General features: G+C 71.7%; 22 protein-coding genes and 1 pseudogene. 11 read left to right on the top strand and 12 right to left on the bottom strand.

The window, feature by feature from the left end:
- The first annotated feature begins 25 nt into the window (after positions 1 to 25).
- Positions 26 to 991 carry a hypothetical protein gene (locus tag WME97_RS30170; RefSeq protein WP_437542439.1) on the top strand — a complete coding sequence of 322 codons (966 nt, stop codon included), beginning with the start codon at positions 26 to 28 and terminating at the stop codon, positions 989 to 991.
- Between the two features lie 27 nt (positions 992 to 1,018).
- On the opposite strand, the gene WME97_RS30165 is transcribed toward WME97_RS30170, so the two are convergent.
- Positions 1,019 to 1,546, bottom strand: a complete 528-nt coding sequence (locus tag WME97_RS30165; protein WP_437542438.1) for a hypothetical protein — start codon at positions 1,544 to 1,546, stop codon at positions 1,019 to 1,021.
- Positions 1,547 to 1,875: 329 nt separating this feature from the next.
- On the opposite strand from WME97_RS30165, the gene WME97_RS30160 reads away from it, so the two are divergent.
- On the top strand, positions 1,876 to 2,451 hold the full coding sequence (locus WME97_RS30160; RefSeq protein WP_437542437.1) for a hypothetical protein: 576 nt from the start codon (positions 1,876 to 1,878) through the stop codon (positions 2,449 to 2,451).
- Between the two features lie 157 nt (positions 2,452 to 2,608).
- On the opposite strand, the gene WME97_RS30155 is transcribed toward WME97_RS30160, so the two are convergent.
- The 4 genes and pseudogenes from WME97_RS30155 to WME97_RS30140 all read right to left on the bottom strand — a co-directional run bounded on the left by WME97_RS30155 (position 2,609) and on the right by WME97_RS30140 (position 8,769).
- On the bottom strand, positions 2,609 to 4,039 hold the full coding sequence (locus WME97_RS30155; protein WP_437542436.1) for a B12-binding domain-containing radical SAM protein: 1,431 nt from the start codon (positions 4,037 to 4,039) through the stop codon (positions 2,609 to 2,611).
- A gap of 788 nt (positions 4,040 to 4,827) precedes the next feature.
- Positions 4,828 to 5,860: pseudogene (locus WME97_RS30150) on the bottom strand (CocE/NonD family hydrolase); the annotation flags it as partial.
- A 126-nt stretch (positions 5,861 to 5,986) separates the two neighbouring features.
- Positions 5,987 to 7,309 carry a restriction endonuclease subunit S gene (locus WME97_RS30145; RefSeq protein ID WP_437542434.1) on the bottom strand — a complete coding sequence of 441 codons (1,323 nt, stop codon included), beginning with the start codon at positions 7,307 to 7,309 and terminating at the stop codon, positions 5,987 to 5,989.
- Entirely contained in the window at positions 7,306 to 8,769 is a 1,464-nt protein-coding gene (locus WME97_RS30140) for an N-6 DNA methylase (protein WP_437542433.1), read from the bottom strand. The genes WME97_RS30145 and WME97_RS30140 overlap by 4 nt, the downstream gene beginning before the upstream one ends.
- Positions 8,770 to 8,912: 143 nt before the next feature.
- Here WME97_RS30140 and WME97_RS30135 point away from each other — a divergent pair, with 143 nt between their 5' ends.
- The 3 genes from WME97_RS30135 to WME97_RS30125 are packed head-to-tail and all read left to right on the top strand — an operon-like array spanning position 8,913 to position 10,957.
- Positions 8,913 to 9,617 carry a hypothetical protein gene (locus WME97_RS30135; protein WP_437542432.1) on the top strand — a complete coding sequence of 235 codons (705 nt, stop codon included), beginning with the start codon at positions 8,913 to 8,915 and terminating at the stop codon, positions 9,615 to 9,617.
- Entirely contained in the window at positions 9,614 to 10,528 is a 915-nt protein-coding gene (locus tag WME97_RS30130; protein ID WP_437542431.1) for a DUF4159 domain-containing protein, read from the top strand. Before WME97_RS30135 ends, WME97_RS30130 begins: the two co-directional genes overlap by 4 nt.
- 6 nt (positions 10,529 to 10,534) lie before the next feature.
- Entirely contained in the window at positions 10,535 to 10,957 is a 423-nt protein-coding gene (locus WME97_RS30125) for a hypothetical protein (protein WP_437542430.1), read from the top strand.
- Positions 10,958 to 10,991: 34 nt separating this feature from the next.
- Here the strand turns inward: WME97_RS30125 and WME97_RS30120 are convergent, their stop codons facing one another.
- Positions 10,992 to 12,305 carry a PAS domain-containing protein gene (locus tag WME97_RS30120; protein WP_437555525.1) on the bottom strand — a complete coding sequence of 438 codons (1,314 nt, stop codon included), beginning with the start codon at positions 12,303 to 12,305 and terminating at the stop codon, positions 10,992 to 10,994.
- A 247-nt stretch (positions 12,306 to 12,552) separates the two neighbouring features.
- Here WME97_RS30120 and WME97_RS30115 point away from each other — a divergent pair, with 247 nt between their 5' ends.
- Positions 12,553 to 14,937, top strand: a complete 2,385-nt coding sequence (locus WME97_RS30115; protein WP_437542429.1) for a glutamine amidotransferase — start codon at positions 12,553 to 12,555, stop codon at positions 14,935 to 14,937.
- A gap of 33 nt (positions 14,938 to 14,970) precedes the next feature.
- On the opposite strand, the gene WME97_RS30110 is transcribed toward WME97_RS30115, so the two are convergent.
- The 5 genes from WME97_RS30110 to WME97_RS30090 all read right to left on the bottom strand — a co-directional run bounded on the left by WME97_RS30110 (position 14,971) and on the right by WME97_RS30090 (position 20,450).
- Positions 14,971 to 16,104 (bottom strand): SMP-30/gluconolactonase/LRE family protein, encoded by a 1,134-nt coding sequence (locus WME97_RS30110; RefSeq protein WP_437542428.1) that lies wholly within the window; start codon positions 16,102 to 16,104, stop codon positions 14,971 to 14,973.
- A 497-nt stretch (positions 16,105 to 16,601) separates the two neighbouring features.
- The gene (locus WME97_RS30105) at positions 16,602 to 18,143 is read right to left on the bottom strand and encodes a hypothetical protein (protein WP_437542427.1); all 1,542 of its coding nucleotides are present in this window, start codon (positions 18,141 to 18,143) and stop codon (positions 16,602 to 16,604) included.
- Between the two features lie 123 nt (positions 18,144 to 18,266).
- Complete coding sequence (locus WME97_RS30100; protein ID WP_437542426.1) at positions 18,267 to 19,358, bottom strand: ABC transporter substrate-binding protein; 1,092 nt, start codon at positions 19,356 to 19,358, stop codon at positions 18,267 to 18,269.
- The gene (locus WME97_RS30095; protein WP_437542425.1) at positions 19,358 to 20,140 is read right to left on the bottom strand and encodes an ABC transporter permease; all 783 of its coding nucleotides are present in this window, start codon (positions 20,138 to 20,140) and stop codon (positions 19,358 to 19,360) included. Before WME97_RS30095 ends, WME97_RS30100 begins: the two co-directional genes overlap by 1 nt.
- Before the next feature lie 178 nt (positions 20,141 to 20,318).
- Positions 20,319 to 20,450, bottom strand: coding sequence for a hypothetical protein (locus WME97_RS30090; RefSeq protein ID WP_269454198.1), 132 nt, complete (start codon positions 20,448 to 20,450; stop codon positions 20,319 to 20,321).
- A 419-nt stretch (positions 20,451 to 20,869) separates the two neighbouring features.
- Here WME97_RS30090 and WME97_RS30085 point away from each other — a divergent pair, with 419 nt between their 5' ends.
- The 5 genes from WME97_RS30085 to WME97_RS30065 all read left to right on the top strand — a co-directional run bounded on the left by WME97_RS30085 (position 20,870) and on the right by WME97_RS30065 (position 25,467).
- Positions 20,870 to 21,511, top strand: a complete 642-nt coding sequence (locus WME97_RS30085; RefSeq protein WP_437542424.1) for an HAD family hydrolase — start codon at positions 20,870 to 20,872, stop codon at positions 21,509 to 21,511.
- Between the two features lie 158 nt (positions 21,512 to 21,669).
- Entirely contained in the window at positions 21,670 to 22,638 is a 969-nt protein-coding gene (locus tag WME97_RS30080) for a hypothetical protein (RefSeq protein WP_437542423.1), read from the top strand.
- Between the two features lie 198 nt (positions 22,639 to 22,836).
- Positions 22,837 to 23,424: an RNA polymerase sigma factor gene (locus WME97_RS30075; RefSeq protein WP_437542422.1), complete on the top strand. Its 588-nt coding sequence runs from the start codon at positions 22,837 to 22,839 to the stop codon at positions 23,422 to 23,424.
- Complete coding sequence (locus WME97_RS30070; protein ID WP_437542421.1) at positions 23,421 to 24,185, top strand: hypothetical protein; 765 nt, start codon at positions 23,421 to 23,423, stop codon at positions 24,183 to 24,185. The genes WME97_RS30075 and WME97_RS30070 overlap by 4 nt, the downstream gene beginning before the upstream one ends.
- 10 nt (positions 24,186 to 24,195) lie before the next feature.
- The gene (locus WME97_RS30065; RefSeq protein ID WP_437542420.1) at positions 24,196 to 25,467 is read left to right on the top strand and encodes a glycosyl hydrolase family 8; all 1,272 of its coding nucleotides are present in this window, start codon (positions 24,196 to 24,198) and stop codon (positions 25,465 to 25,467) included.
- A gap of 36 nt (positions 25,468 to 25,503) precedes the next feature.
- Here WME97_RS30065 and WME97_RS30060 read toward each other — a convergent pair whose 3' ends face one another.
- On the bottom strand, positions 25,504 to 25,947 hold the full coding sequence (locus WME97_RS30060; RefSeq protein WP_437542419.1) for a hypothetical protein: 444 nt from the start codon (positions 25,945 to 25,947) through the stop codon (positions 25,504 to 25,506).
- Positions 25,948 to 26,089 lie beyond the last annotated feature (142 nt).

The following is a 26,089-nucleotide window of genomic DNA, read 5'->3' as shown; positions in this document are numbered from 1 at the left end:
CGTCGCCGCGATCTTGGCTGTGTTCGTGTCCTCGTTTGCCTCGCTCGCCGTCACGGTCGGGGTCGGCTGTGTCGCGGATACGCAGGATCCCGAGGTCGCGGACCTCTCCGAAGAGGACACCGCCAGCGCCGAGGCGGCGATGCTCTCCAGCTCGTCCACGCAGGGCTTCGGCTGGGTGTGGTCGACCCTGACCGGCGTGGGCACCATCAACGCCAACAGCTCGTATTCCCACGATTCGGCCGGCGGCGCCCCGGTGAACACGTATTTCGTCGCCCTCTCTTCGCGCGAGAACAACAGCTATGGCGGCGCGTACCTCGGGAACGACCAGGCGTCCGCCCCGCTCAACGTGCCGTACACGCCCTCGACGACGTACCAGTACACGAGCGGCAACCAGTACAGCACCATTACCCACGTGAACACGGGCCGGTACACCGTCCGCGTCCCGGGCATGTCCGCCACCGGCGGCACCGTGCATGTCACGGCGTACGGCGGCGGGATGGAGTACTGCAACGTATCTGGCTGGAACCAGAGCGGCGCCGACACCCTCATCGACGTGGGCTGCTGGGGCGCGGCGGGGGCGTCGGCCGACAGCCTGTTCAGCCTCAGCTATCACCTCGGCATGCCGAGCACCGGCCGCGTGGGCGGCTTCGCGTGGGCGAGCGACCCGGTGTCGTCGTCGTACACCCCGACCGCGAGCTACACGGGTCTGTACAACACGCTGCATCCTTGCTACTTCGGCCCGGGCATCAGCGCGGGGCACAACGCGCCCGTCGGCTCGCATTTCGTGCGGTACCCGAACATGCTGTCGTACAACTCGACCGCGATGGTGACGGCCTACGGCTACGGCAATCAGTATTGCAAGGTCTCGTACTGGACCGGCGTCGGCTCGGACACCCAGGTGAACGTGCAGTGCTACGACTATCTCGGCAACCCGGTCAACAGCCAGTTCACGAACACGTATCTCGGCGCCGAGATGTTCACGCCCTGCTGAGCGAGCGCTGACCCCGGGGGGCCGAGATCACTCGCCCGTGTCGAACTCGCACGCGGCGACCTCGGGCGCACACTCGCCCTCCACCTCGGCGGCCACAGAGGCGAGGCAGTCGTTGCACTCGGCGCTCCGCCCCTCGCCGGCGCCGCACGCGCCATAGCAGGGCAACTCCTCCACCAGGCCGCAGGCAGCGCAGAGGCAGTCCATGAGCACCTCGTAAATCTCGGCCGACGCCTCGCACAGGTCCGCCGGATCGTCGGTGTCGTAAGGCGGCAAAGAGCAGGTCGCGCACTCGGCGCCGCCACCGGCTCCGACCTCGCTGCCCGCGCCAGCGCCCGCCTCGCCACCCGTCGAGCTGCCGCCTGCGCTGCCGCCGGCCTCGCCACCCGTCGAGCCCCCGCCGGTCCCGCCACCCGTCGAGCCGCCGCCGGTCCCGCCGCCTCCGCCCACCAGATGGTAGCTTTCGTCCAGCCCCGCCAGCGCGGTACACCCGCCGGCCGCCGCAAGCCCGATCAGCGCCATCGCCAGGGACGCGTTCACACGCTTCGAGCCCGCCATGGCGCCGGAGCATCACTCGCTTACGCCTCCGGCGTCAAGTGACCGTACGGCTGGTTCGACCTGGGGCCGTGGTTCGATGCACGCACGACACGCGTGCTCGTCAAGTCTGTTACAATCGTAGTAATCGCATGTTCATGAACACCGGCAAGCATGACCGCCTCCCCCGATCTCGGCCTGATCGCCTTGCCGTGCGCTGCCATGTCGTGGCTCGCCATGGCACAGAAAACCAGCGTGTTTCTCTCGTGCCGGAGCGGGCATGTCCCGTGCTCGACGCGGCGGCCATGACACACAAGTGCTTTCTCTGGTTGGCTCGTGGTTCCTTCATCGCGTTGGCGACGCTGGGCGGCGCGGCGTGCGGCGAAGAGGACCATGGACCTGCGAGCGCGGAATCCACCAGCACCAGCGGAGCGGGCGCGAGCGGCAGCGCCGGCGCTGGCGGCTCCGGGGGCGGCGGCGGCAGCGCCGCGAGCGGCGGAGCCGGCGGCTCCGGGGGTGGCGGAGGCAGCGCCGCGAGCGGCGGAGCCGGCGGCTCCGGGGGTGGCGGCGGCAGCCCCGCCAGCGGCGGGGCCGGCGGCTCCGGGGGCGGGAGCAGCCATGGCCTGGCGTGCCGCGAGTCGAGCTTTCCGGCGTTCAGCAAGGCCTGCGAACAGGCGAGCGACTGCGTCGTGCTGCCGCACGTCACGACCTGCTGCGGAGACATCCTGTTCGTGGGCGTGGACGCGGACGACAAGGAAGCGTTCGAGGCCGCCGAGGCGGTGTGCCTCGCAGGCTGGCCGCTGTGCGATTGCGCGCCGCGTCCGCCGCTCGCGGAGGACGGCCGGCGGCTCGAGCGAGAGAGCGAGCAGGCGGCCGCGGCGCGCTGCGACGAGGGCGCCTGCACGTCGGAGATCAGAGATCTGCCCTAGCTCGACCTTCGTTCGCGGAGACACGAGGTGGTGGCGTCACTCCAGATCCCGGCTGTCGTGCGGTACATCGCGAACGGCGCGACCGCCGCGGGGTGCCCCTACTCGCGATGGAGTCGCTCGACGGCGAGACGCTTGGTGAGCGTTCGCTCCCGCGCCGCTACGCCGTGCGTTCCACCGAGCTGTCGGCCGCGCTCGCGGACCGCTTCAGGCCGAGGCGCGAGAGCCGGGCCGGGGCGTCCCCGGGCGCGGGGTGCCGGATCGTCCCCTTCGGCTCGAGCGGCGGCGCGGCCGGCTCGTTGCCGGTGATCTGCTTGAGGCCGTAAAAGCCGTTCATCGCCGCCGACAGCATCATGGCGCCGCGGCTCAGCGACCGCGCGCCGCGCGCGAGGCGCTCGATCACCGCCGCGGGGCCGAAGGCGCGATTCCACATCTGACGGTGGGCGGCGAGGAGCTGCTCGGGGGACATGCGCGCCGGCCGGAAGGCGACGCCGTAGCCGCTGTAATGGGGCCAGTCACGCTCTTCCAGGATGCGCCCGTCTCGCCGGTGCTCGTCGTACAGCGGCGTGCCCCGGAACGGCGTGAGGATGCTCAGGAACGGGACGTCGACGCCGATCTCGTTCAGCCGATCGGCCGTGGAGGCGATGACCTCCGGCGTCTGATCGTCGAAGCCCGAGATGAAGCCCGCCATCACGCAGATCCCGCGATCGTGCAGCTTGCGGATGGCCTCGCGGTACTCGCGCGCGCGGTTCTGGCGCTTGTCGACGCTCTTGAGATCGGCCTCGTCGAGGCTCTCGATGCCAAGGAAGATGCCGATACAGCCGGACCGCTCCATCGCGTCGAGGAGCTCCCGGTCCTTGACGATATCGATGGATGCCTGCGTGAGCCACCAGCGATCGAGCCCGGCGAGCTCGCGCAGGAGCTCCTTGGCCCAGCGGCGCTGGACGAGCAGGTTGTCGTCCCAGAACCACGCGACCTTCTCCTGCCAGAAGCGGGGGAAATGCGTGGTGGCGATGTCGCGGATCACCTCGTCGACGGGGCGCACGCGGAAGCCGGGGTTGAGGTCGGGCACCGTGCAGAAGCTGCACGTGAACGGGCAGCCGCGCGTCGCCTGGAGCACGCGAGGGACCAGGAAGCGCTCTTCGAGCAGGTCGTAGCGAGGGGTCGGCAGCCCGGCGAGCGACGCCGGTTCGCCGTGATAGACGCGGCGCTGCGTGCCTCGCGCGAGATCGCGCAGGACCGAGGGCCAGACCGCCTCGGCCTCCCCGGTGACCACCACGTCCACGTGCTGGAGCGCCTCCTCGATCCAGTACGAGACATGCGGACCGCCGGCGACGACGCGCACGCCGAGGGCGCGGTAGCGATCGGCGAGCGCGTAGGCGCGGCGCGCGAAGCCGGAGAAGAACGAGAGCGCGACGACGTCCGGCGAGGCGTCGACGGGGACGGGGCGTACCTGCTCGTGGAAGAGCTCGACCTCGTGCTCCGGCGGGGTGATCGCCGCGAGGTGGATCCCGGTGACCGGCGGGACGAAATGGAAGCGGTGGCCCCGGCGATAGCGGGGGACGTAACTCACGACGATCCTCACCTTCATCAGCGCCTCCTCGGGATCATGGGTCTCATCGGAGCGGATCCGCGATGACGGCGTGGATCCGAAGGCGGAAGGCGATCCGATGAGAGACGCCGAGAATAACGGAAGGCGGCCGGCGTCGATTCCAGAAGGGAGAGGAGCTACCGTGGAGGGACGGTGGTGGATGCGTGCGGGGGCGGAGGAAGCGAGAGCCTCATGGGGCCCCCTTCCGGCCGCGCCTCGGCCGCCGGCGCCGCTTCCGCCTCCGCTCTTGGTGAGCCTCAGACCAGATCCCGCTTGATCTTCTCCCTCCATTCACGGCTGGCGAAGCGGATGTCGTCCTCGAAGGCGTCGAGCTCGCCGCTGATATAGAAATGGTCGCGGTCGGCGTGGAGCCTGGTCGTCACCTCGATGCGGATGTCCCAGCCCGGGCGCGACTGCACATACGTCTGCCGGCAGGTGAAGGAAGCGTGAAGCGGATCGTCCGGCGCGATGCGGAGCTCGCGGCGGAGTTGGTGCAGCACCTCGGTGCCGATCTCGTCGAGGCGCTGACGCCCTTCTCCGAAGACGCCCACTGTATCCGTCACGGTCGTGACCGCGCCCGAGGTGATGTCGAAGGTCACCGAGCGCGTGACGCTGCCCGTGTTCACCTGGGTGATCGACGTCGCTCGCGCCGCTTCCGGCTTCAGGAAGGGTTCGCCGCCGTCGGCCGCTCGCGGCCTTCGATGCGGCAGCATGAGGCGGCTGGCGCCGGTGATGATGCCGAGCGTCGCCCGCTCGGGCGCCGGCCAGATCAGCGGCCAGTAGGCGCTGGAAAGCGATATCCGCAGGCGATGACCGGCTGCAAAGCGATGCGCGCAGGCATTCAATACCAGCTTCACTTTGTAGCGCTTGCCGGGTTCGAGCGGGGTCGGCTCCGCGTGGCTGTCGCGGTGGGTGAGGTTGATGACCTGGAAGCTGACCCGCAGCGCCTCGCCGTCGGGCGCCACGTCGCACAGCCTGGCACAGAGCTGCGCCACCGGCTTATCGCTGGTGAACCCCAGCTCGAGCTCCGGGGCGCCGACGACCTGCATCGCCTCCTCGAGCGGCGCGGTGTCGAAGGTGAGCGAGCCGAAATCGTCGATCCGCTGGTCGCCCGGCAGCTCCCCGACGCAGCCGGCCGCCATCCACTCCCCGCCCTGAAGGCCGACATGCTGGGGCGAGCGCAGCGCCAGGACCTCCTCGGCGCCGCTCACCGGGGCGAGGCCGTCCTTGTTGAGATAGAGAGCACAGGGTTGGATGCTCCGGGTCGGCGGGGCGGGCCTGATAGACCAGCATGATGGTGCCCCACCACAGGTTGTCGTTGAGCAGGCAGCCGCCCATGTAATGGATGTCGTCGACGTAGCGGTCGTCGGTCGAGCAAACCGAGAGCACCGCCTTCAAGGCCGGCGGTCTGAGCGCCGCCACCTGCAGGCAGTTGAACCCGCCCCAGGACTTGCCCATCATGCCGACATGGCCGTTGCACCAGGGCTGCGCCGCCATCCAGGCGATCACCTCGAGGGCATCGTCCTGCTCCTGCTTCAGGTACTCGTCCCACATGAGCCCGTCGCTCTCGCCGGATCCCCGCATGTCGACCCGCAGCACGGCATAACCGTGGCCGGCGAAATAGCCATGCATCGGCTCGTCGCGGGCGCGGGTTCCGTCCCGCTTGCGATAGGGGATGTATTCCAGGATGGCCGGCGCCGGCTTTCTTTGCGCTCCTTCTGGCAGCCATAGGCGCGCCGCGAGACGGCAGCCATCCTTCAGGGTGATCCAGAGATGCTCGGTCATCTCGACCTTCAGGGGCGTTTCAACCGCGGCCGCCATGTGACACTCACTGGTTCGCGACCTTTCTCTTGGCAAGGAGGTTCGTCCGCCAGTCGGGATCCAACTCCGGGACCGACAACAACAGGAGTTCAGTGGAGGCGGGGGTTGGGGGGCGCAGCTAGCCGCTCACCCCATCCCCCGGACGCGGCGCAGCAGCGCCTCCGCCGGCTCGTAGCCCCGCCCCTCCGCGCGAGCCAGCGCCGCCTCGGTGGGGACGAGCTCTCCGGAGAACGCCCTGGCGAGGATCGTGTGCGGGAGCCTGTCGGCCCGGGCCGCGGCGCGGGCCACGCGCTCCTCGACCTCGCTGGCGAGCGCGAAGAGCGCCTGCGCGCGGCGGACGATCTCCGCCTGCTCGTCCGCCGGCGGCACCGGCACGGGGATGCCGTTGAGCGCCGCCTGCGTGAGCTTCGGCTGGGCCGAGCCGGTCACGTGGTGCTGCAGGTCGAGCGAGTTCAGGAGCAGCTCGAGGTACCCGAGGACCACGCCGGCCTTCGGCTGGACCACATGAGCATGGTTGTTCACCCAGAACCTCCCGCTCGCGGCGAACGCCACCCGGGTGTTCCTCGACAGGAGGTTCGCGCCGTCCTCGGCGATCAGCAGATAATCTCCGTCGAACAGGTAGCCATCGATCTCGTCGATGACCCCCGACGCGCCGTAATACGGATACGGCCCCCGGCGCCTCGCTCGAACCGCGGAGCTCACGGGGACGCGCCGGCCATCGTGGTTGTCCACCAGGGCGCCGAACGGGCAGCGGACCCAGGACGGCGGCAGCGGACGCTCCGGACCGTCGCTGCTCGCCCCTGGCGCGGCCGGCGCCGACGTAGAGCAGCGCGGCGGGGGCTCCGCCGGTCCCGCGGCCGGCGGGGCGGCGGCCGGCGCGCGCAGGTCCTCGGTGAGCCTCCCCGAGCACGCCGCCGCCAGCACGGCCTGCCGGAGCCGCCGCAGGAGCAGCGACGACCTCGCCAGCCGGGCCTTCGCCGCGTCCACCTCGCCGAGCAGGGCCTCGGCCTTCGCCACGATGCGGCGCTGCTCGGGGAGGGGAGGCAGAGCGAACGGCCGCTCGAGCGTCTCGCGCACCTTCACGAACGGCTGCGCGGAGCCGCCCTTCGCCCAGAATCCCTCGTCGTTGAGGTGGAGGAACAGGTAGCCGACGTCGATGGCCCGCTCATCCGGCCAGACCACATGGGTGTTCGCGATCGCCGACCACCGCCCGCGCGCCTTGAACGCCTTCCCGCACCGCGTCCCCACGGCGGAGACGACGATCGCCTCGCCCTCGTGCTCCCAGCCGTCGCACCACACGTCGGGGCCGGCGGCGCTGAACCCCTGGTAACGCCCTGGCCGCTGCTCGGCGTGGAGCTTCCCCTTGATGAGCTTCGAGCTCCCGCTCCGGTGCGAGCAGATCGACGCGAGCGTCGTCTCGGCCCACCCCTCGGGCAGCGACCCGCTCACCCCTCCGCCGCCTTCGCCCCGCCCTCGAGCAGCGCGAGCACGCGGTTCAGCGCGGCGACCGCCTCCGTCAGCTCCTGGAGGGCGTCGGTCGCCAGCTCCTCCGGCTCGGGCATCTCGCCGGCCTCGTCGAGCGACTCCTCCTTGAGCCACCTCAGCCCGTCGAGCTTGAACTCTCGCTCCTTCACCTCGCGGAGCTCGAAGCTGCGGAATCGCCCCTCGCTGGAGCTCGCCGCCTCGCGCGCGCCGCGCCCGTCGGGGTCGCCGCCGTAGCACCGCTCGAACTCCGCGAAGTGCGCCGGGGAGAGCGGCCGCCCCTTCTTGGTGATCGACGGGACGCCCGTCCGGGCGTCGTAGATCCAGACCCTCTCCGTCGCGCGGCCCTTCGTGAAGAAGACGACGTTGGCCTTCACCCCGGCGCTGTACGGCGTGAAGGTCCCGTGCGGCAGGCGGAGCACCGTGTGCAGGTCGCAGCCCCTGGCGAGGATCTCCAGCACCGCGCCTGCCTGGTCGGCGAACAGGCAATGGTCCGGCAGGACCATCGCCGCCCGGCCGCCCGGCCTCAGGATCGTCAGCACGTGCTGGATGAAGTTGAGCTGCTTGTTCGCGGTCGCGATCGCGAAATCCTCGCGGCGCGGCGTCTCGTAGGCCCCCTTCGTGCCGAACGGCGGGTTCGTCAGGATCACGTCGAACCGATCGTCCGGCGGCGGGGCGTCGAGCGAGTCGCCGAGGGTGATCCTCGGCTCGATCCCGTGGAGGTACAGGTTCATCAGGGCGAGCCGGCGGGGGCGCGCGACGAGCTCCTGGCCGAAGAACGCCCCGGCCTTGATCCGGCGCGCCGCCTCCCGGTCGAGCGCTCCCCGCGCCTCGGCCTCGATCCACTCCCAGGCGGCGACAAGGAAGCCCCCGGTGCCGCACGCGGGGTCACACAGGGCGAAGCCCGGCTTCCCCTGCGGATCGGGCCTGATGCACCGCACGATCGACTGGATCAGGGCGCGGGGCGTGAAGTACTGCCCCGCGCCCTTCTTGCCCTCGGCGGCGGCCTTCTCCAGGAGGCCCTCGTACGCCGCGGCCTGGATGTCCACGCCGAGGCGCGTCCACGCGATCTCGTCGATGAGGTCGACGAGCTTCCCGAGGCTCGCGGGGCTCTTGAAGCGCGGCTGCGAGCCCGCGTAGATCTCCCCGAGGACGCCGGGGGCCCCGTCGAGGGATCGGAGGACGTCGGCGTAGCGGTCGAGCAGCGCTTGCCCGCTGCGCGCGCGCAGCGCGGGCCAGGAGCAGTCGGTCGCGTCGACCTCGCCGCGGGGCGTCCTGTGCTCGACGCGCGAGAGGTCGATGCCTCGCTCGGCGGCCATCTTCAGGAAGAGCAGGTAGGTGATCTGCTCGATGTAGTCCCCGTGATCGATGCCGTCGTGGCGGAGCGTGTGGCAGAACCCCCAGAGCTTTCCAACAACGTCGATCATGCGGCGGCGGCTTCGTTCGGGTCGTGGCGCGGGAAGGCGAGGCGCGGGAGGAGCCGGCTTACCACGGCCGGGCGCCTCACGGAGGCCGCCGCGCTCGTCCATGGCGCTGGGACGCGCCGCCGCCGATGTACTAGGCTCGTCCCGTGCCGCGCGCCCTCACCTCGCTGCTCGCGCTGTTCTTGCCGCGATCGCTCCGATCGTCGCTGCCGTCGCTGCCGCCGCGGCTGCCGCTGCCGCTCCTGTCGCTCTTGCCGCTGTCCGGCCTCGCCTGCGCGTCGTCCTCGCTGCCCGATCCCAAGGAGGCGGTGCAGGTCTACGCCGACGCGGCGGCGCGCGGCGACGCCGACGCCATCTACGGCATGCTGAGCGACAAGAGCCGCACCGCGATGTCACGCGACGAGGTGCGGCGGCGCGTCGCCGAGGCGCGCGCCGAGCTCGCGGAGCAGGCGCGGAGCGTCACGGCGCCCGGGGTCGTGGTCAAGACCCGCGCCCGCGTCCGCTACCCGGACGGCGAGATCGCGACGCTCGAGCTCGACGAGCGCGAGCGCGCCTTCCGGATCTCGGCCGCCGACGCGCTTCCCGCGGGCGGCCGCACCCCCGAGCAGGCCCTCGAGCAGCTCCGCCGCGTCCTCGCGCGCCGCAGCTATGCCGGCCTGCTGCGCGTCCTCACGCCGGCCACGCGCGCCGCCATCGAGAGCGACCTCCGCTCGCTCGTCGAGGGGCTCGCTCAGCCCGAGGGGCTCGAGGTCCGGATTGCCGGCGACTCCGCGACGGTGCAGATCCCGGGTGGGCACGAGGTGAAGCTCCGGCGCGAGGCGGGCGTATGGCGGGTCGAGGACTTCGATTGAGACGATGGCTCGGCCGGCTCGGCGCTCGCCGGCCGCGCGGCCGGGGCGGTGAGGCGGCGCCGCCGCCCTCGCGCCCCGCCGCTTCGGCAAAGCCGCCGCGCCGCGCCGCGGTGCGGCCGCGGCGCCTCGCGGTCCTGGCGCTGGTGCTCGTCTCCGCGCTGCTCCTCCTCGCGGTGCCGCGCCCCGTGCGCGCCTTCGGCGAGGAGGGGGCGTGGAACCCGCGGCCGCTGCTGACGGGCGACGCGCGATGGGAGGGGGTGCGCGCCACCGCCCCCGCGCGCTGGTCGTTCGAGCTGGAGCGGCGGACGAGCGCGCCGGCGCGCCGCAACCCGACCACGGTCCGCGCCGACGACCCGGCGCTGCTCGCCGAGCCGTTCGCGCTCTGGGGCGGCGAGGGCGACCTCCCGCCGCTCACCGAGCGCGAGGTCTTCGGCCTGCGCCGCTTCCTCGCGCTCGGCGGCGTGCTCCTCGTCGACGACTTCGCCCCGGGCAGCGGCGCGTTCGGCCGCGCCGCGCGGCGCGAGCTCGCCCGCGTCCTGCCGGAGGGCTCTCCCATCCCGATCGGCACGGAGAACGTCGTCTTCCGCTCCTTCTATCTCCTCCCGCGCGCCGTCGGCCGCGTCGAGGGCCCGCCGAAGCTCTCCGCGATCGTGCGCGGCGGCATGCCGCAGGTGATCTTCTCCGACCACGACCTCGCCGGCGCCCTGGCGCGCTCGGAGGGCGGGGGTCCGAGCGTCGAGGTCACGCCCGGGGGCGAGGCGCAGCGGGAGCGCGCGTTCCGCCTGGCCGTGAACATCGCGATGTACGTGCTCTGCTCGAACTACAAGGACGACCAGGTGCACGCGCCGTTCCTGATGCGCCGCCGCGCCGTCGACGACAACCGACCCCGCTCCGCGCCTGCGCGGCCGTGAGGCGCGATGACCTCGGGTCGCCTCGCCGCTGCGCCGAAGCTGGTCTGGCAGGACGACCATTTCACCGTGCTGTTCGACGCGTCCCTGCGCGTCGTCTGGACCGTCCGCAGCTCCAGGCCGTTCGCGTCGCTGGAGGAGATCGAGGCCGTGATGGGAGAGCTCATCCGCGTCCTCGACCGGCTGGGCCGCGCCCATCACGCCCTCTTCGTCGACGTCCGCGCCGTCCCCGGCAGGAACGACCCGTCGTTCGAGGCGACGATGAAGCGCCTGAGGCCGCACTGGCTGCGGGGCTTCCGGCGGGTCGGCGTGCTCGTGCAGAGCGTCGTCGGCGCGCTCCAGATCCAGCGCTTCGCGCGGGATGACGGCATCGAGCGGCTGATCACGAGCGATGAGGCCGCGCTCCTCCAGTACCTCACGCAGGAGGGCTGAGCGGCCAGGAGCTCCGGTGTCTGGCCGCGCGCCGCTACCGTCTGGCGTGGCGGAGGGCGTGCGCGATGCCGCTCTGCAGCGTGCTCAGCGTCGTGATCCCCGAGAGATCCACGCCGAGCGTGACGAGCGTCTGCGCCACCTCCGGGCGGACGCCGGTGAGCACCACGCGGGTGCCGAGCAGCTGGGCGGCGCGCGCGGTGCGCGTCAGCGCGTCCGCGACGTGCGTGTCGACGGCGCGCACGCCCGTGATGTCCAGGATCGCCGTGTGGGCGCCCTGGCTACTGATGCCGGAGAGCAACGTCTCCATGATCTGCTCCGCGCGCCCGCTGTCGATCGTCCCGACGAGCGGCATCGCGACCACCCGGTCGGCGAGCGGGATGAGCGGCGTCGACAGCTCCCGGAGGGCGGTCTGCTGCGCGAAGATGATCTCCTCCTGCAGCGCGGCCCGCTCCGCCTCCGCGCGCTTCAGAGAGGTGATCTCGGTCACGATGCCGCCCATGCCTATCGGCGCGCCGCGCTCGTCGTGGATCGGGAATTTGACCGTGAAGAAATGGTGTTGAGCGCCGCCTATGGGCACCACTTCCTCGAACTGCATGACCTGCCCGCCGGTCATCACCTCGCGCTCCTTCGCCACGATCATCGCGGTGGCCGCGGGGTCCACGGCGGCCAGCTCGAACTCATCTCGGCCGATGACCTCGAGGACGTGCCTCTGCATCAGTTGCGCATGCAACCGGTTGGCGAGGACGTAGCGCCCCGCGGTGTCCTTGACGAAGATGGAGCTGCGCGCGTTGTCCACCAGCTGCAGGAGCAGCTGGTATCGCCCCTGCACCGTCTTCTCCCTCCGCTGCCGGTCGCTGATGTCATCGACGAGCGCCGCGATCTCGTGCGCGTCGCCTCGGCCGTCGCGCAGCACGGCGTAGGTCCACCGGCAGAGGAACGCGTGACCTCCTTTCGTCCTGCACTCGCTCGTGGTCGCGGCGAAGCGGCTCTCCTCCCGGGCGAAGTCGAACGCCCGCGCCGCGGCGGTGGACACGGGGACCGCGCCGACGAGGTCGGCCAGCCGGCGGCCGACGGCCTCGCTCGCGCTCCAGCCGAAGAGGCGCTCGGCGCTGTCGTTCCAGTACGTCACCGCGCCGTCCAGGCGCCACTGGATCACCGCCGGCACCGCCGTGGGCAGCCCCTCGAGCGCGTCGAGGGCCTCCACGTCAGCCGTGCCTTCCGGCGCGGCTGCGCTCTGTGCATGACCGTTGGAGCGCTCCGCCAGCGCCTTCTCCAGCGCCTCGACCCGCGCGCGCAGCGCTGCGTTCTCTGCCCTGAGCCGCCCGGCCTCGTCCAGCTCTTCGCGCATCGTCACGAGGGTTCGAGCCTACGCGCGGCGTACCCGGCGTTTCAAGGTGGCTCAGTGTTGTTCGAGGTTGCCCGAGAGGTCGCAGCAACGGCGCAGGGCTGGGACACTCCGCCCCGATGTACTAGGCTCCGCGCGTGCCACGCGCCCTCGACTCGCTGCCCGCGCTGTCGCTCTCCCACGCCGGCGCAGCGAGCGGGGCTCCCTCTTCTCGCGCGCTTCCCGCGCTCCTCTCGCTCCCGGAGCGGCCGTGACCCGGAGCTTCGCGCCCTCGGGCGACCTCTCGTCGCCGATCGTCGCCGTCGCCTGCGTCGTCGCGGCCCTGAGCTTCGGCCTGCTCGTGCTCGAGCTCGTCCGCGCGCGCGGCCGCGCCGCCGGGGCGGTGGGCGCGGCGCCCGCGCGCGCGGCGCTCGGCACGGCGCTCACGGGCGCGCTCGCCGTGCTCGGCCTGCTCGCCGCCATCCTCCGCCCGGTCGCGGTCACGTCGCGCGGGAGCCTCGTCGGCCCCAAGGTCGTGGTGCTTGTCGACGGCTCCCGATCCATGGACCTGCCGGGCGTCGCGGGGACCCGCCGCGAGAGCGCCGAGCGCGCGGTCGAGGAGCTCGGGAAGCGCGCCGACGTCCGGCTCTCCCGCTACGTGTTCGGCGAAGGGGCGCCGCTGCCGGCCGACGGGCAGGCAGGCGAAGGCGGCGGCGCCGCGCCGGCGCCGGGCGGGAGCGCTGGCGCCGCGACGGCGCCCGACAGGGACGCGGGGGCGCCGGCCGCCGCCTCCGGGTCGGCCGCGGCGCCCGCGTCGCCCGCGCGAGGCCGGCCGCAGCGCCGCTCGGATCTCAGCGCCGCGCTCGAGGCGCTCGCCCGCGCCGCCGACGAGCGGCCGTCGGCGTTCGTCGTCGTCTCCGATGGCCGGCTCGACCGCCCGGGCCCCGACGACACCGCCGCGGCGACGCGGGCCGCGCTGGAGGGGCTCGACGTCCCGGTGCACACGGTCGCGGTGGCGACCGAGTCCGTGCGCGACGCCGGCGTCCGCGCGGTCCGGACCTCCGGCGCCGCGGTCGCCCACCAGCCGCTCTCGCTCCGCATCGACATCGGCTGCAGCGGCGGCCTCGCGTGCGACGCCGTCCCTGTCGTGGCCCGCGAGCTGCGCGAGCAGGGCGCGCCCACGACGCTCGCCACGGGCACGGCGCACGTCGAGGGCGGCGTCGGCACGGTCGAGCTCGGCGTGACGCTCGACCGCGCCGGCACCCGCATCCTGGAGGTGTCGATCAAGGCGCCGGACGGCGACGAGCTCCCCGAGAACGACGTCCGGTACATCACGCTCGACGTCGCGCGCGACCGCATCCGGGTGCTCCACGTGGCGGGCCGGCCGACGTACGACGTGCGCGCGCTCCGGATGTGGCTCAAGGCCGACGCCTCGGTCGACGTCGTGGCCTTCTTCATCCTGCGCACGCCCGGCGACGAGGTGAACGCGTCGTCGGACGAGCTCGCGCTGATCCCGTTCCCGGTCGACGAGCTCTTCAGCGTCCACCTCTCGAGCTTCGATGCGGTCGTCCTGCAGGACTTCGACGCCGCGCCGTACGGCCTGACCAAGCACCTCCCGGCCCTGGCCCAGTATGTCGACAAGGGCGGCGGGCTCATCATGGTGGGCGGCCCGAACGCCTTCGTGTCGGGCAACTATGCGCGCACGCGGCTCGCCCGCGTCCTGCCGGTGGATCTCGACATCGGCCGCGCGCCCAAGGTGGATCTCGGCGCCTTCGTGCCGCGCATCACCGCCGCCGGCCGCGCGGCGCCGGTGCTCGCGCCGCTGCTCGCGCTGATCGGCGACGAGATGCCGGAGATGCCGGGGACCAACGTCGTCGGCGATCCGCTCCCCGGGGCGACGGTGCTGATGACGCACCCGACCCGCACGACGGCCTCGGGCGCGCCGATGCCGGTGCTCTCGCTGGGCGAGCACGAGAGCGGCCGGACGATCGCGCTGACGCTCGACGGCAGCCACCGCCTGCTCTTCAGCGCGTTCGCCTCGAGCTCCGCGGGCCGCGCGCACGGCGCGTTCTGGGACGCCCTGCTCGGCTGGCTCATGCGCGATCCGCGCTTCGAGCCTGCCGCGATCGAGCCGCGCGGCGGATGCCTCGCGGGCGAGGAGACGGCGCTCGTGCTGCGCCCCCTCGCCGGGCAGCGCGGCGAGGCCAGGGTGACCATCGCGCGCCTCGGCAGCGGCGCGGTCGTGAAGACGTTGACCGCGCCGATCGGCGAGGGCGGCGAGCCGGTCGAGCTCGCCGCCGGTCGTCTCGAGCCCGGGGGTTATTCGGCCACGGTGGAGATCGTCCCGGAAGGCGCCGTCGGCGACGGAGGCGACCAGAAGCGGGCGACGACGCGGCGCGACTTCGCGTGCGAGCGCGGCGGCGACGAGTGGGCCGATCCCCGCCCCGACGTCGCCCGCCTGGAGGAGATCGCCCGCGCGACGGGCGGCGCGTCGGTGCTCCCGTCGGGCGCCGGCTCGCTGTCGCTGCCTGCCGCGACGCAGGTGGCGGCCGAGCGCCACGTCGCGCCGCTCCTGCCCCCCTGGGCCTGGACGCTGGCGGCGGCCGCGGCGCTCGGCGCGCACTGGATCGTGCGCCGGCGCGGGGGCCTCGCCTGAGGCGAGGGCGCCGGCCGGAGCCCTGGTCTCGTCTCAGGGGAGCGACGGCTTCTCGAGCGGATCGGCCTTGTCGCCGACCCAGACCCTCAGCACCCCGAAGTGCGCGGGGTTCCTGGTGAAGCTCGCGTGATTCACGATGAGCAGCGTCTGCGCCGGGTCGTTGAAGGCCACGTTGGCGGGGGCGTCGAGGGGGATCTCGTCCCCTGGTGCGCTCTCGATGCGCGATTCCTCGACCCCGTCCTCGTCCAGCACCGAGATCGCGTTGGCCGCCGCGAGCGTGACATAGAGCTTCCCCGACTTGCCGAACGCGAACCCGTCGGGCGCCTCGCCAGCGTCGTAGTCGTGGACGAGCTCCAGATCGGCCTCTTCGGGGGCCTCGACGAGGGGGAGCCGGTAGATGGACCCCAGGCTCGTGTCCGAAGGGGAGAACGACACCGAGAAATAGACGTGCTCCCGCTCCGGATCGAGCCGGATCCCGTTCACGCCGATCGGCACGTCGCCGCTGCCGACGAGGGCGGCGCTCTGGAACCAGATCTCCGGCGCGCCCCCCCCGGGCGGGTAGCGGAAGATCGTCGCCTGCAGCGAGTCGGTCACATACGCGTAACCCTCCTCGTCGAAGGCGATATCGTTCGGCAGCGGCGGCGTCGGGAAGAGCGCCGGCGAGCACGCCTCTCCCGGCGCGGCCATCACGCACGGCGGCAGATCCGGCAGCGGATCGCCGTAGCTCTCCTGGACATATCCGTGTCCAGTCTTCGTGAAGCGCAGAAGGCCGAGCTGCGTACTGAGCGCGTAGACCCGGCCGTCGTCGTCGACGGCGATGCAGCTCAGCGCATGCTCGTCGGCGAGCGTCTCGCCCGCCAAGACGATCGTGTTCTTCTGGATTTTGGTGTCCCTGTCGAATACGACGATCTTCGACGGGCCTTGACCTGCGGTGCCGAACATCGCTGGGCCGGAGACGTAGACCCGATTCCCATGGACCGCGATGCCTTCGGGGAACCCCGGAGCCGCCGGGACCGTCGCGAACGTCTTGATCTCGCCGTAGCATCCCCCCTGCGCCAGCGCCGGACCCGGGATCAGCGGCGACACCGCGGCGAGGAGCGACAGCGCGCCGCAAGCCAACCATTTTCCGTTGGAGTGCGATGATTTTGACGTGACGGAATGCGGCATGTTCCCTCCATGGGTCCGTGGTTGCGGGACCGGAGTTGTCGGAATAGGCCGCGTCGAGAAGACAAAGTGCAAAGTGCCTGGCTTCGTCAGGCTGACGATGCGGCCATGATAGCTGGAGTATATGCGGTTGAGCTGATTGGCTGTCGAGTCGAAATTCTTCGGTTCATGAAATATCAGGGAGGCCGCTGCCCGGCTGACCTGCACCGCGTCGCCCGCGTCGCTCGCGTCGCCCGCGTCATGTTTCCTATGTGTGTCCGCGTAGTTGCGCGCTTGCGCCCTGACTGCACAGCGCGGTCACGTCGGTCCACGTCAGTCCACGTCAATCCACGTCAGTCCACGTCAGTCCACGTTAGTCGACGTTAATTACGTAGTGCACGTGGCGACGAATGTGTGCAACGGGCGGAGAGCGCGTCCTGGTGGCGTGTTGGTGAGTGCTGCCGAATGCTCCCGAAGGCATCCTGTGGCGCGTGGGGGGGCCCCGCGGTCGAGGCGTCGCGCTAAGGCTGCGTCGGCCAGGCGACGCGCGTCGGCACGAGCCGGGGCTCGACGGTCCCGTCGCCCAGCTCCCCGTTCCTGTTGTCACCCCAGCAGAGCATCTCGCCCGTGCGCTTGAGCGCGCAGCTGTGGTCATCTCCGAGGGCCAGCTCGACCACGTCGGTCAGCCCGATCGTCTCCGGAAGGAGCCCCGGATCCTGCGTGCCGTTGCCGAGCTGCCCCTTCGCGTTGTCGCCCCACAGGAGCACCTCGCCGCCCGCCAGCACCGCGCCGGAGTGCCTCGCGCCGAGCGAGATCCGGGTCACGTCCACGAGGTCCGGGATCTTCCGCGGAATCGCCTCGGGGTTCACAAGGCCAGTCCCGAGGCGGAACTGCTCTCCCTTGCCCCAGCAGGAGGCCACGCCGCCCGCCGGCGCGGCGCACGTGTGCAAGGCGCCCGCGGCCGTGAGCGCGACGCTGGTGAGGCCCGCCACGGGCTGCGGGGTGTTCTGCTGGTTGAAGTTGCCGAGGCCGAGCTGGCCGCTCTCGTTGTGGCCCCAGCAGTTCATCCTGCGCTCGCCCATCTGCTCGGTCATGCCGGCGCAGGTGTGCGAGAGGCCGGCGCTCACCGAGTCCACGCCGTCCAGCATCACGGTGGGCTCGACCCGATCGACCTCGTCGCCGTAGCCCAGCTGGCCGGAGCTGCCCTCGCCCCAGCAATAGAGCTCGTGCGACGCCGTCACCGCGCAGGTATGGGTCCCGCCGACGGCGACCTGGGTCGCGCCCGCGAGCTCCTTGGCGCGCACGGGGGAAGGGGAGTTCGTCGCCTCGCCGTCGCCGAGCTGACCGCTGTTGCCCGCGCCCCAGCACGCCACAGCGCCGTCGGTCAGCGCCGCGCAGGTGTGCGCGCGCCCGGACGAGATGCTCGCCGCGACCCTGGCGGCGCCGCTGAGGCCCGTGACCGGCCTCGGGATCGGTCGATCCTGCTGCAGCGTCCCGTCGCCGAGGTTGCCCCAGGTGTTCCTGCCCCAGCACCAGACCGAGCCGTCGCTGAGCACCGCGCACGTGTAATCCGTGCCGGCCGCGATGTGCGTGGGCACGACGCAGGCGCCCCGCACGCACTGGCCGCCGCAGGGCTTGTCGCACCTGCCGCAGTGCGCGGTGCTCGTGAGCAGGTCCACCTCGCAGGCGTTCTCGGGGTCCTTGTCGCAGTTGCCGCGGTTCTCCTCGCACGCCGGCGACTGGCAGACCCCGTCCTGGCAGGTCGGCTCGCCGCCGATGGTCGGGCAGGCGACGTCGCAGGCGCCGCAGTGCCGCGTGTCCGTCATCGGGTCGACGCATGCGTCGCCGCAGACCATGCCGCCTCCAGGACACCCGCCGCCGCTCCCGCCGCTCCCGCCGCCGGTGCTCGAGCTCGTCGACGCGTCGGGCGGGCGCACCGTGAACTCGTCGCCGCACGCGGCAAAGGCGATGGCGACGGCGACGGCGGCAGGCACGTACGCCGCCGCGAGGGGCAGCGAGGCGAACGGGAGCCGGCTGGCCCGAGGTCGATGCGTGGAAGCCATGGAGGGCGTTCTTCCCTTGCGTTGAGGCGCGGCTGCGCCACGAGGCGCGGCGTGCGACATTCTAGACGAAGTCGCGGGCCGAGATCTCTCGCCGCGCGTCGCGCCGCGCGCCTGTCGCGCCGCTCAGCGCGTCGCGACGAGCACCTCGTCGATCGGCGGCGCCTTCTCGAGCACGCCGAGGTCCACGAGCTGCTTCGCGAGCGTCTCCCAGCGCTCGCTGGTCATCACGCCGAGGCCCTTCTCCTTGGTCTCGGTGGTCTCGATCAGCGGCCGCTGCGCCTCGGCCGCGGCGACGAAGGTCTCCGCGTCCATCGAGGTGTTGAGCTTGGCCATGATCTCGTTGGACCGCGTCGGATCCTGGAGGTATGTGCGCCAGCCCTCGCGCGTCGCGCGGACGAACGCGCGGACGCGCTCCGGGTTCTCCTTCCAGAGGGCTGCGCGCGTGATCACGACCACGACGTACGGGTTGAACCCCTCGCTGGCCACCAGGAACGCGGCGGGATCGCTCCCCTTGCGCTTGGCCGCGATCGGCTCGGCGGTGATGAAGCACTGCTGGGAGAAGTCCTTGTCGGCGACGAAGCGGGCGACGCCGCCGTCGTACGGCACGACCTTCACCTTGTTGAACCCGTACTTCTTCTTGAGGTACGCGGCGTAAGGCAGCCCCGGCTCGATCGCGAGCGTGCCCGACTTGAGGATGTCGGCGATGCTCTTCGCGCCGCGGCTCTCGTGGGTCATGATGGCCTGCGGCGAGGTCTGGAACACGGCGAAGAGGGGGAGCACGTCCGCGCCGCGGGCGCGGGCGGTGAGCACCTCGTCGGCGCCGGAGATGCCGAAATCCACCTGCCCGCCGGCCACCATCTGGACGACCGGCACGCCGGCGCCGCCGCCGAGGATCTCGACATCGAGCCCCTCCTTGGCGAACGCGCCCGACTCGCGCGCGGCGTAGAACCCCCCGAACTCGGGCTCCGGGACCCAGTTGAGGGCGAGCTTCACCTTCGCGGCCGGCGCGTTCTGGGCAGGCGCGGCGGGCGCGGCCGGCGCGCTCTGCGAAGGCGCGGCCGGCGCGCTGCCTTGCGGGGACGCGGACGAGGCGCGCCCGTCGCCCTCCGGCGCCTGCGAGCGCGAGCAGGCGGGGGCGAGGAGGGGGACGGCGGCGAGGGAGGCGAGGCGTGCGAGCTGTCGAAGGAACAACCGGCGGCTGTCGGGGAAGTGCATCAGCGATTGATCTCCGAAGGATGCCAGCGCCGCAAGAGCCGCCTGCCGGCGAGGTCGACGGCGCCGAACAGCGCGAGGCCGAGCCCGGAGGCGAGCAGCACGGCGGCGAAGAGCAGATCCGTGCGCAGCTGGCGGTAGGCGGAGAGGACCAGGATGCCCAGGCCGGCGGCGTCCTCCGAGAAGCCGGCGACGAACTCCCCGACGATCGCGCCGATGACGGCGAGGCCCGCCGCGATCCGGAGCCCCGTCACGAGGTGGGGGAGCGCCGAGGGCAGCTCGAGCTTGCGGAGCGTGGCGAAGCGGCCCGCCCCGTAGAGCCGGAAGAGATCCCGCAGCGCGGGCTCGACGGAGCGCAGGCCCGCGAGCGTGTTCGCGATGACAGGGAACACGGAGACGATGAACGCGGAGACCGCGACCGCGCGCAGGCCGGGGCCGCACCAGAGCACGAGCAGCGGGGCGATGGCGACGATCGGGACGGTCTGCAGGAAGACGGTATAGGGGTAGAGCGCCCTCTCGAGCGGGCGCGACGAGGCGAGCGCGATGGCGGCGAGCACGCCGACCGCGGCGCTGAGGAAGAAGCCCGCGAGCGCGGCCTTTGCCGTCGTGACGGCGCCGGCGAGCAGGGTGGCGGCGTTCACCGCGCCCGCCCGCGCCACGTCCGAAGGGGGCGGCAGGAGGTACGCAGGAACGCTGAGCGCTCGGGCGAGCGCCTCCCAGAGCGCCAGCAGGATCACGAGCGCGGCGAGCGGCGGCGCGACGGCTTGGAGCGGGGTGGGTCGCACGGCTCGGCCCTCTCTAGCGCGAGGCCGCCGCGCCAGGAAGATGCTGCGGTGGAAGAAATCAGGCTCGTCCGTGGCCCGGCGCCGAGCGACGCGCTCGCCGAGCCACGGGAGAGGCGAGGTGAGGAGCTCTGTCGAAGCGGGGTGTGAGCCGCGCCGAGCGCGGCCCCGCTCGGTCCGGCTACTTGCCCTTCTTGGCGGGCGCGGCCGGAGCAGGCGACGCCTTGGCGGTCGCGGCTGCCTTCTTCTGGTTCTTCTCCGCCGTGTCCTGCTTCTTCTGTCGCTCTTTGGCCTTCGGAGATTTGTCACCCATGGGAGCACCGCCTCGGTGGATGCGTTGGTGTTATCCGCCTTGACCGAGGCTAGCACCATCCCTGGTGGCGCAGTCACGAACTTTGTCCCTCGCGAGCGCTTATGTCTCCGCTTCTCCGCGTCTGGTCTCGTCTCGTCTCGTCTCGCCTCGCCTCGCCTCGTCTCGCCGCCTCGTCGGTTTGTCTCCGGGTTGCCTCTCCCACCGACAGGCAGGGCGGCAGGGAAACCGTCGATGCGCTCGGCTGGGACCCTTGCTGGTTCCGGCGGATGGGTGGCCGTCGCGGGCGTCCACGACGTGAATCGCGCCGGCGTGGCGCTCGCGTGCGCGCGTCCTTCCGATCGGTGAGAGGCCGAGGCGTGGCGCCCGCTGCCGCCGGGCTCGCTTGCCGGCATCGAGGGGCGGCGCTACGAAGGCCCGGCGTGTTCAAGGCCATCCTCTGGGACAACGATGGAGTCCTCGTCGACACCGAAGGGCTTTACTTCCAGGCAACGCGCGAGACGATTGCGTCGGTCGGCGTCGATCTCACCATCGACGACTATCGCCAGCTGTTCCTCGTCGAGGCGCGCGGCGCCTGGCACCTCGCCAGCGCTCGCGGGGTCGACGAGGCGGGCGTGCGGCGGCTGGCCGACGAGCGGGATCGCCGGTACCTCGAGCTCGTCGCGGGCGGAGACACGCTGTTGCCGGGCGTGCGAGAGGTCGTCACGGAGCTCGCCGCGCGCTTTCGCATGGCGATCGTCACGAGCAGCAAGCCCGAGCCGTTCCACCGAGCGCACGCGGCGACGGGCCTCCTGCGGTGGTTCGAGTTCGCGCTCACGCGCGATCAGTACGCGCGCGCCAAGCCGGATCCCGAGCCGTACCGGATCGCCTGCGAGCGGCTGGGGCTCGCGGCGCGCGATGTCCTCGTGATCGAGGACTCCGAGCGCGGGCTCCGGTCGGCCAAGGCCGCGGGCCTGACGTGCTGGGTCGTCCCGTCGCCGCTGACGGCGCCGTCGGACTTCACCGGCGCGGACGCGGAGCTCGGATCGCTGCGCGCGGTGCTCGCGCGCCTCCGAGGAGCGTGAGCGCGACCTCACGTTCGCGCGATGAGGCAGCTCACAGCGCCTGTGTGTGTGCGCGCCGCCACCCCGCCGCGTCGCCCCTTGGATTTTTGCACGCTGCACATCTGCTGGGTGCATGACCATCTGGCGGTTGGCGAACAGTTCGTGGCACCTTCGGGCCCGTGGCTTCCGGTGACGGCATCTCGCTCATCGAGCTCGTCGTCCTCGGTTGGTCCTCGGCCACCGCGGCGCCGGCGCCGATCCCTATTCGCATCGACTTCGATGCCCCGGCGGACTGCTCGACCGCCGACCAGTTCTACGAGGGCCTCCGTGCCCGGTCGGACCGCGTGCGCCTCGCGGCGGACGGAGAGGACGGCTGGGGTGTCCGCGTCCGGCTGAGCCGCGGCGGGGCTGGGGTCCACGGCGAGCTGCGCGTCGTTCACGCGGGCGGCGAGACCGACACGCGCACCGTCGATGCCACGTCGTGCGATGTCGTGGTCCAGGCGCTCTCGCTCACCGCGGCGCTCTCGCTCGACGAGGTGGTCGAGGTGACCGCGCCCCTCGCTCCCCCTGCGCCGCCGCCGCCCGCTGCCCCCCCGGCGCCGCCGGTCGCCCCGCGAGAGGCGCCGCCGCTCAAGTTCGCGCTCGGCGCGCACGCCGTGGTGACCCACGTCGTCGCACCTCATGTGAGCCTGGGCGGCGCCCTCGGCGCCCGGGTGACCCCGCACGTCGAGGGCCCGTTGAACCCTTCGTTCGGCCTCTCGCTGATGTACGCCCGGAACGACCTGCTGTCGGGCGGCGACAGCGTCCTCATCCAGTGGGCGGCCGCGGCCCTCTCCGCGTGCCCGGTGCGCTGGCAGCTCGGCCCTGTCGTCAGCGCAGAGCCGTGCGTCGTCGCCGCCGGCGGCTGGCTCGCGGCGACGGGACGAGGTATCTCGAACCCGGAGTCCGCGGTGCGATCGTGGTGGAGCGCGGGAGGCTTCGCGCGCGCCGCTGCGCTCCTCGGCGGGGGGACCGCCCTCGAGCTCGAGGCCGGCGTCCTCGTGCCGCTCGTTCACCGGCGGTTCACGATGGGGTGGTCTGCAGAAACCGTCGGCGAGACGCCGGCGATCTCGCCGCTCGTTGGCGTTGGAATCGTGCACAACTTCTAAGCCAGGATTCTGTGATCACTCCGACTCGCGCTGGGAATTATGACCCATGGACGGCATCCGGAAGCTGGGCCGCAGGCACGCTGCCCCCCCCGACCCGAGGACAATGTTCCGCTCTGGCTGTCGCCCATTGCTTCCCGGTAGAGTCCGTTCTTCACTGGTCTCATGCCTCGCCTCGCGGTGAGCATGGTTGCCGACGTCATGACATCGCCTGCTTTGCCTGACAGCGAGCCGGCGAGCGTGGCTCCATCGGCGGCGAACGTGAAGCAGCGGGACGCGCGCCTGCGACGGATGGTGGACGCTCATCTTGACTTCATCGGGCGGGTGCTCCGCAACGCGGGGACCCCTGCTGCCGAGATCGACGATGCGGTGCAGCGCACCTTCATCGCCGCCGCGCAGCGGCTGGACGACGTCCGGCCGGGCGCCGAGAAGAGTTTTCTTCTCCAGACCGCGCTTCACGTAGCCGCCCACGCGCGCCGCAGCGCCGCGCGCCGGCGAGAGTTCCCCGCGGCCGAGCCGCCGGAGGTTGTGGACGCTGCGACACCCGAGCAGCTCACCAGCCAGAAACACGCGCGACAGATGCTCGATCAGGTCCTCGACCAGATGGAGTCCGATCTGCGGACCGTGTTCGTGCTGTACGAGTTCGAGGAGATGAGCATGGTGGAGATCGCCGGCGTGCTGGGGATCCCGCAGGGCACCGTGGCCTCTCGGCTGCGAAGGGCCAGGGCCGATTTTCGTGAGCGCGTCCGCGCGCTGGAGCTCGTTTCGACGAGCGAGGTGAGACGATGATGGAACCACGTCGCCTACTGGAGGAGAGCGACAACCCGCTCGAACGCGCGCTGCTGAGCGCAGGCGCGTCGTATCCCACGTCACCGGAGACGCGCGCGAAGACGCTGGCCGCGCTGGGACTCGCCGGCGCTGCCGCCCTGTCGGCCAGCGTGGCGGCGCCTGCGGCGCTCTCCGCTGCAGGGGTGTCCGCGACGTCCTCGTCGCTCGCCATGAAGCTCGGCTGGACCAAGATCCTCGTCGCGCTCTCGACGGTGGGCATGCTCGCCGGCATCCCGGCGGGCTACCTCGCCTGGCGCGGGCAAGACGCGCCGGACGTCGCCGCGGCGCACCGCTTCGGCCCCGCGCTCGCCGATCCTGTCGCGCAGACGGGGGCGCAGCCGCCTGCACAGGCGCCAGCGCCGGAGGAGGCTCTCGCGGAGGAGACGATGGCCCCGGCGCTCGCGGGGGGCAGCAGCGCTGCGGCCACGAAGCTCGATCCGAAGCCGTCCGGTCCCCGCGCCCTGGAGGCGGAGCTCGGCGCGCTGGACGCGGCGCGCACGATGCTCGCGAGCGGGAACGCGCGAGGCGCGCTCTCGCTCCTGGACGCCTACTCCAGGGCGCATCCGCGCGGGCGGCTGAGCCTCGAGGCCGAGGTCCTGCGGATCGACGCGCTCGCGAAGAGCGGCCGCGCCGACGCTGCCTCGCAGCGCGCCGCGGCATTTCTTCGCCGGCATCCGAACAGCGTGCTTGCTTCCCGGGTACGGCGCTATGTAAACAACTAAACTCTGGGTCATGCGTCGCCCTGCCCTCCTCCGTTCGTTCCGCGCAGCTTCCGGCGTCGCCGGTGCCTGGATGGCGGTGTGTGTGCTGCCTGGGTGTGTGACCACGGTGGATTCGCTCGGCTACGACCGGATGAGCAGCGATGAGCTCGGCCCGCTGACGGGCCCCTCCGAGTACCCCAACGCGTTCCGCGACGTGCTCGGCAAGACGGACGAGGAGATCGCGGCCAAGATCGCGGACAGCTTCGATCAGCTCTTCTACGGCGATCGCGACGAAGAGACCGTCTACTACCAGGTGCCCGGCACCGAACAGGCCTACATCTGGGACGACTACCACAATAACGTGCGCTCCGAGGGCATCGGCCTCGGGATGATCATCACCGTCGAGCTCGACAAGCGAGACGAGTTCGACCGGATCTGGAGATACGCCAAGTCCACACTCCAGCTCAAGTCCGGTCCCGGCCAGGGATATCTCGTGTCATGGTGCGACGTCCCGGGGGGCATGCCGATGGCGTGCTTCGATCCCTTTGGCCTCCAGCAGGTCGCGATGGCGCTGTTCTTCGCCCACGGCCGCTGGGGGAGCGACACCGGGACCATCGACTACGGGCGGGACGCGATCGCCCTGCTCGAGGTGATGCGCCACAAGGAGGCCCTGAACGGGGGGGTCGTCTCGGGGTTTACCAACACGTTCGATTCGACGACGAAGCTCGTCTACGACTACCCGCACGTCTCGGTGGCGGACGTCACCCGTCCCTCCATCGAGATGCCCGCCTATTACGAGCTCTGGGCGCAGGCCATGCGCGACCCCTTCTGGTCCGAGGCCGCCGCCAGCGCGCGCATCCACTGGCAGGGGGCCGCGCACCCGAGCACCGGGCTCATCCCGGTGCGCGCCCACTTCGACGGCACGCCGGTGCTCAACTGGGACTACTTCGGCTCCGAGGCCTACCGCACGCAGCTGAGCCTCGCGCTCGACCACGTCTGGTTCGGCGTCGACCCGTGGCAAGTGGAGGAGGCGGACCGGCTGCTCGGGTTCTTCTCGAAGCTGGGCATCGACAAGTACGGCGCGGTCTTCAAGATCAACGGCGCGATGCTCAGCGCCACGCCGGAGTCGGCGCTCATCTTCATGAACGGGGTCACCGGGCTGATCGCGACGAACGACGATCGCGCCGACTACATCGAGGCGGTGTGGACGACGCCGCCGGCGACCGGGGAGACCCGCTACTTCTCGAGGTTGCTCCACATGCTCTCGCTGTTGGTGCTGAGCGGGCAGTTTCGCGTGTACTGAGCCGGCGCGCGGGCATCTCCGCGCGCCGCGTGGGTGTCACGACGCCGCCCCGCCGCGGCCTCGAACGACCTCGGCGACGAGGGCGAGCTCGAGGCGGAGCACCGCGACCCGCTCCGGGAGCTTCGCCTCGACCAGCCCGCCGAGGAGCGTCGCGAGCTTGTCGTAGTCGGGCGCCTGCGCCTTCCAGTTCGCGATCGGATACGCCTCGTAGAGCCCGCGTGTGAGCCGCGAGGGCGTCAGTATCGAGACGCGCGCCTCGGGGTGCCAGAGCTGCAGGTGCCAGAAGCCGTGCGTGACGAAGTAGTCGAACTTCCGTCCGCCGAAGAGGCGTACCTCCCAGCCCGCGACGACGAGCGCGAGCTCGCGCTCGCGAGGATCGTGCGGCGGCGGAGGCCAGCCCTCCTCGCTCGCGGGCTCCTGCAGGCACGAGGACCCCGACGGGAGCGGGCGGACGACAGCGAGCGGCGTGCGAGAGCTCACGAGGCTTCTCCCTGGCGAACGTCGAACCAGAGGAAAGCGGCGAGCGCTGCGCATCGGTACAGGCTCGGGGCAGGAGGTGTCTCTCGGATCACGTTGGCTCCGTTGTTGATATTGAAAGTGATGTTCAACTTCGATACGTGGT

Source organism: Sorangium sp. So ce367 (assembly GCF_051520455.1).
Taxonomy (GTDB): domain Bacteria; phylum Myxococcota_A; class Polyangia; order Polyangiales; family Polyangiaceae; genus Sorangium; species Sorangium cellulosum_B.
The sequence above is the reverse complement of the archived record's forward strand: the minus strand, read 5'-3'. Positions and strand labels throughout refer to the sequence as shown.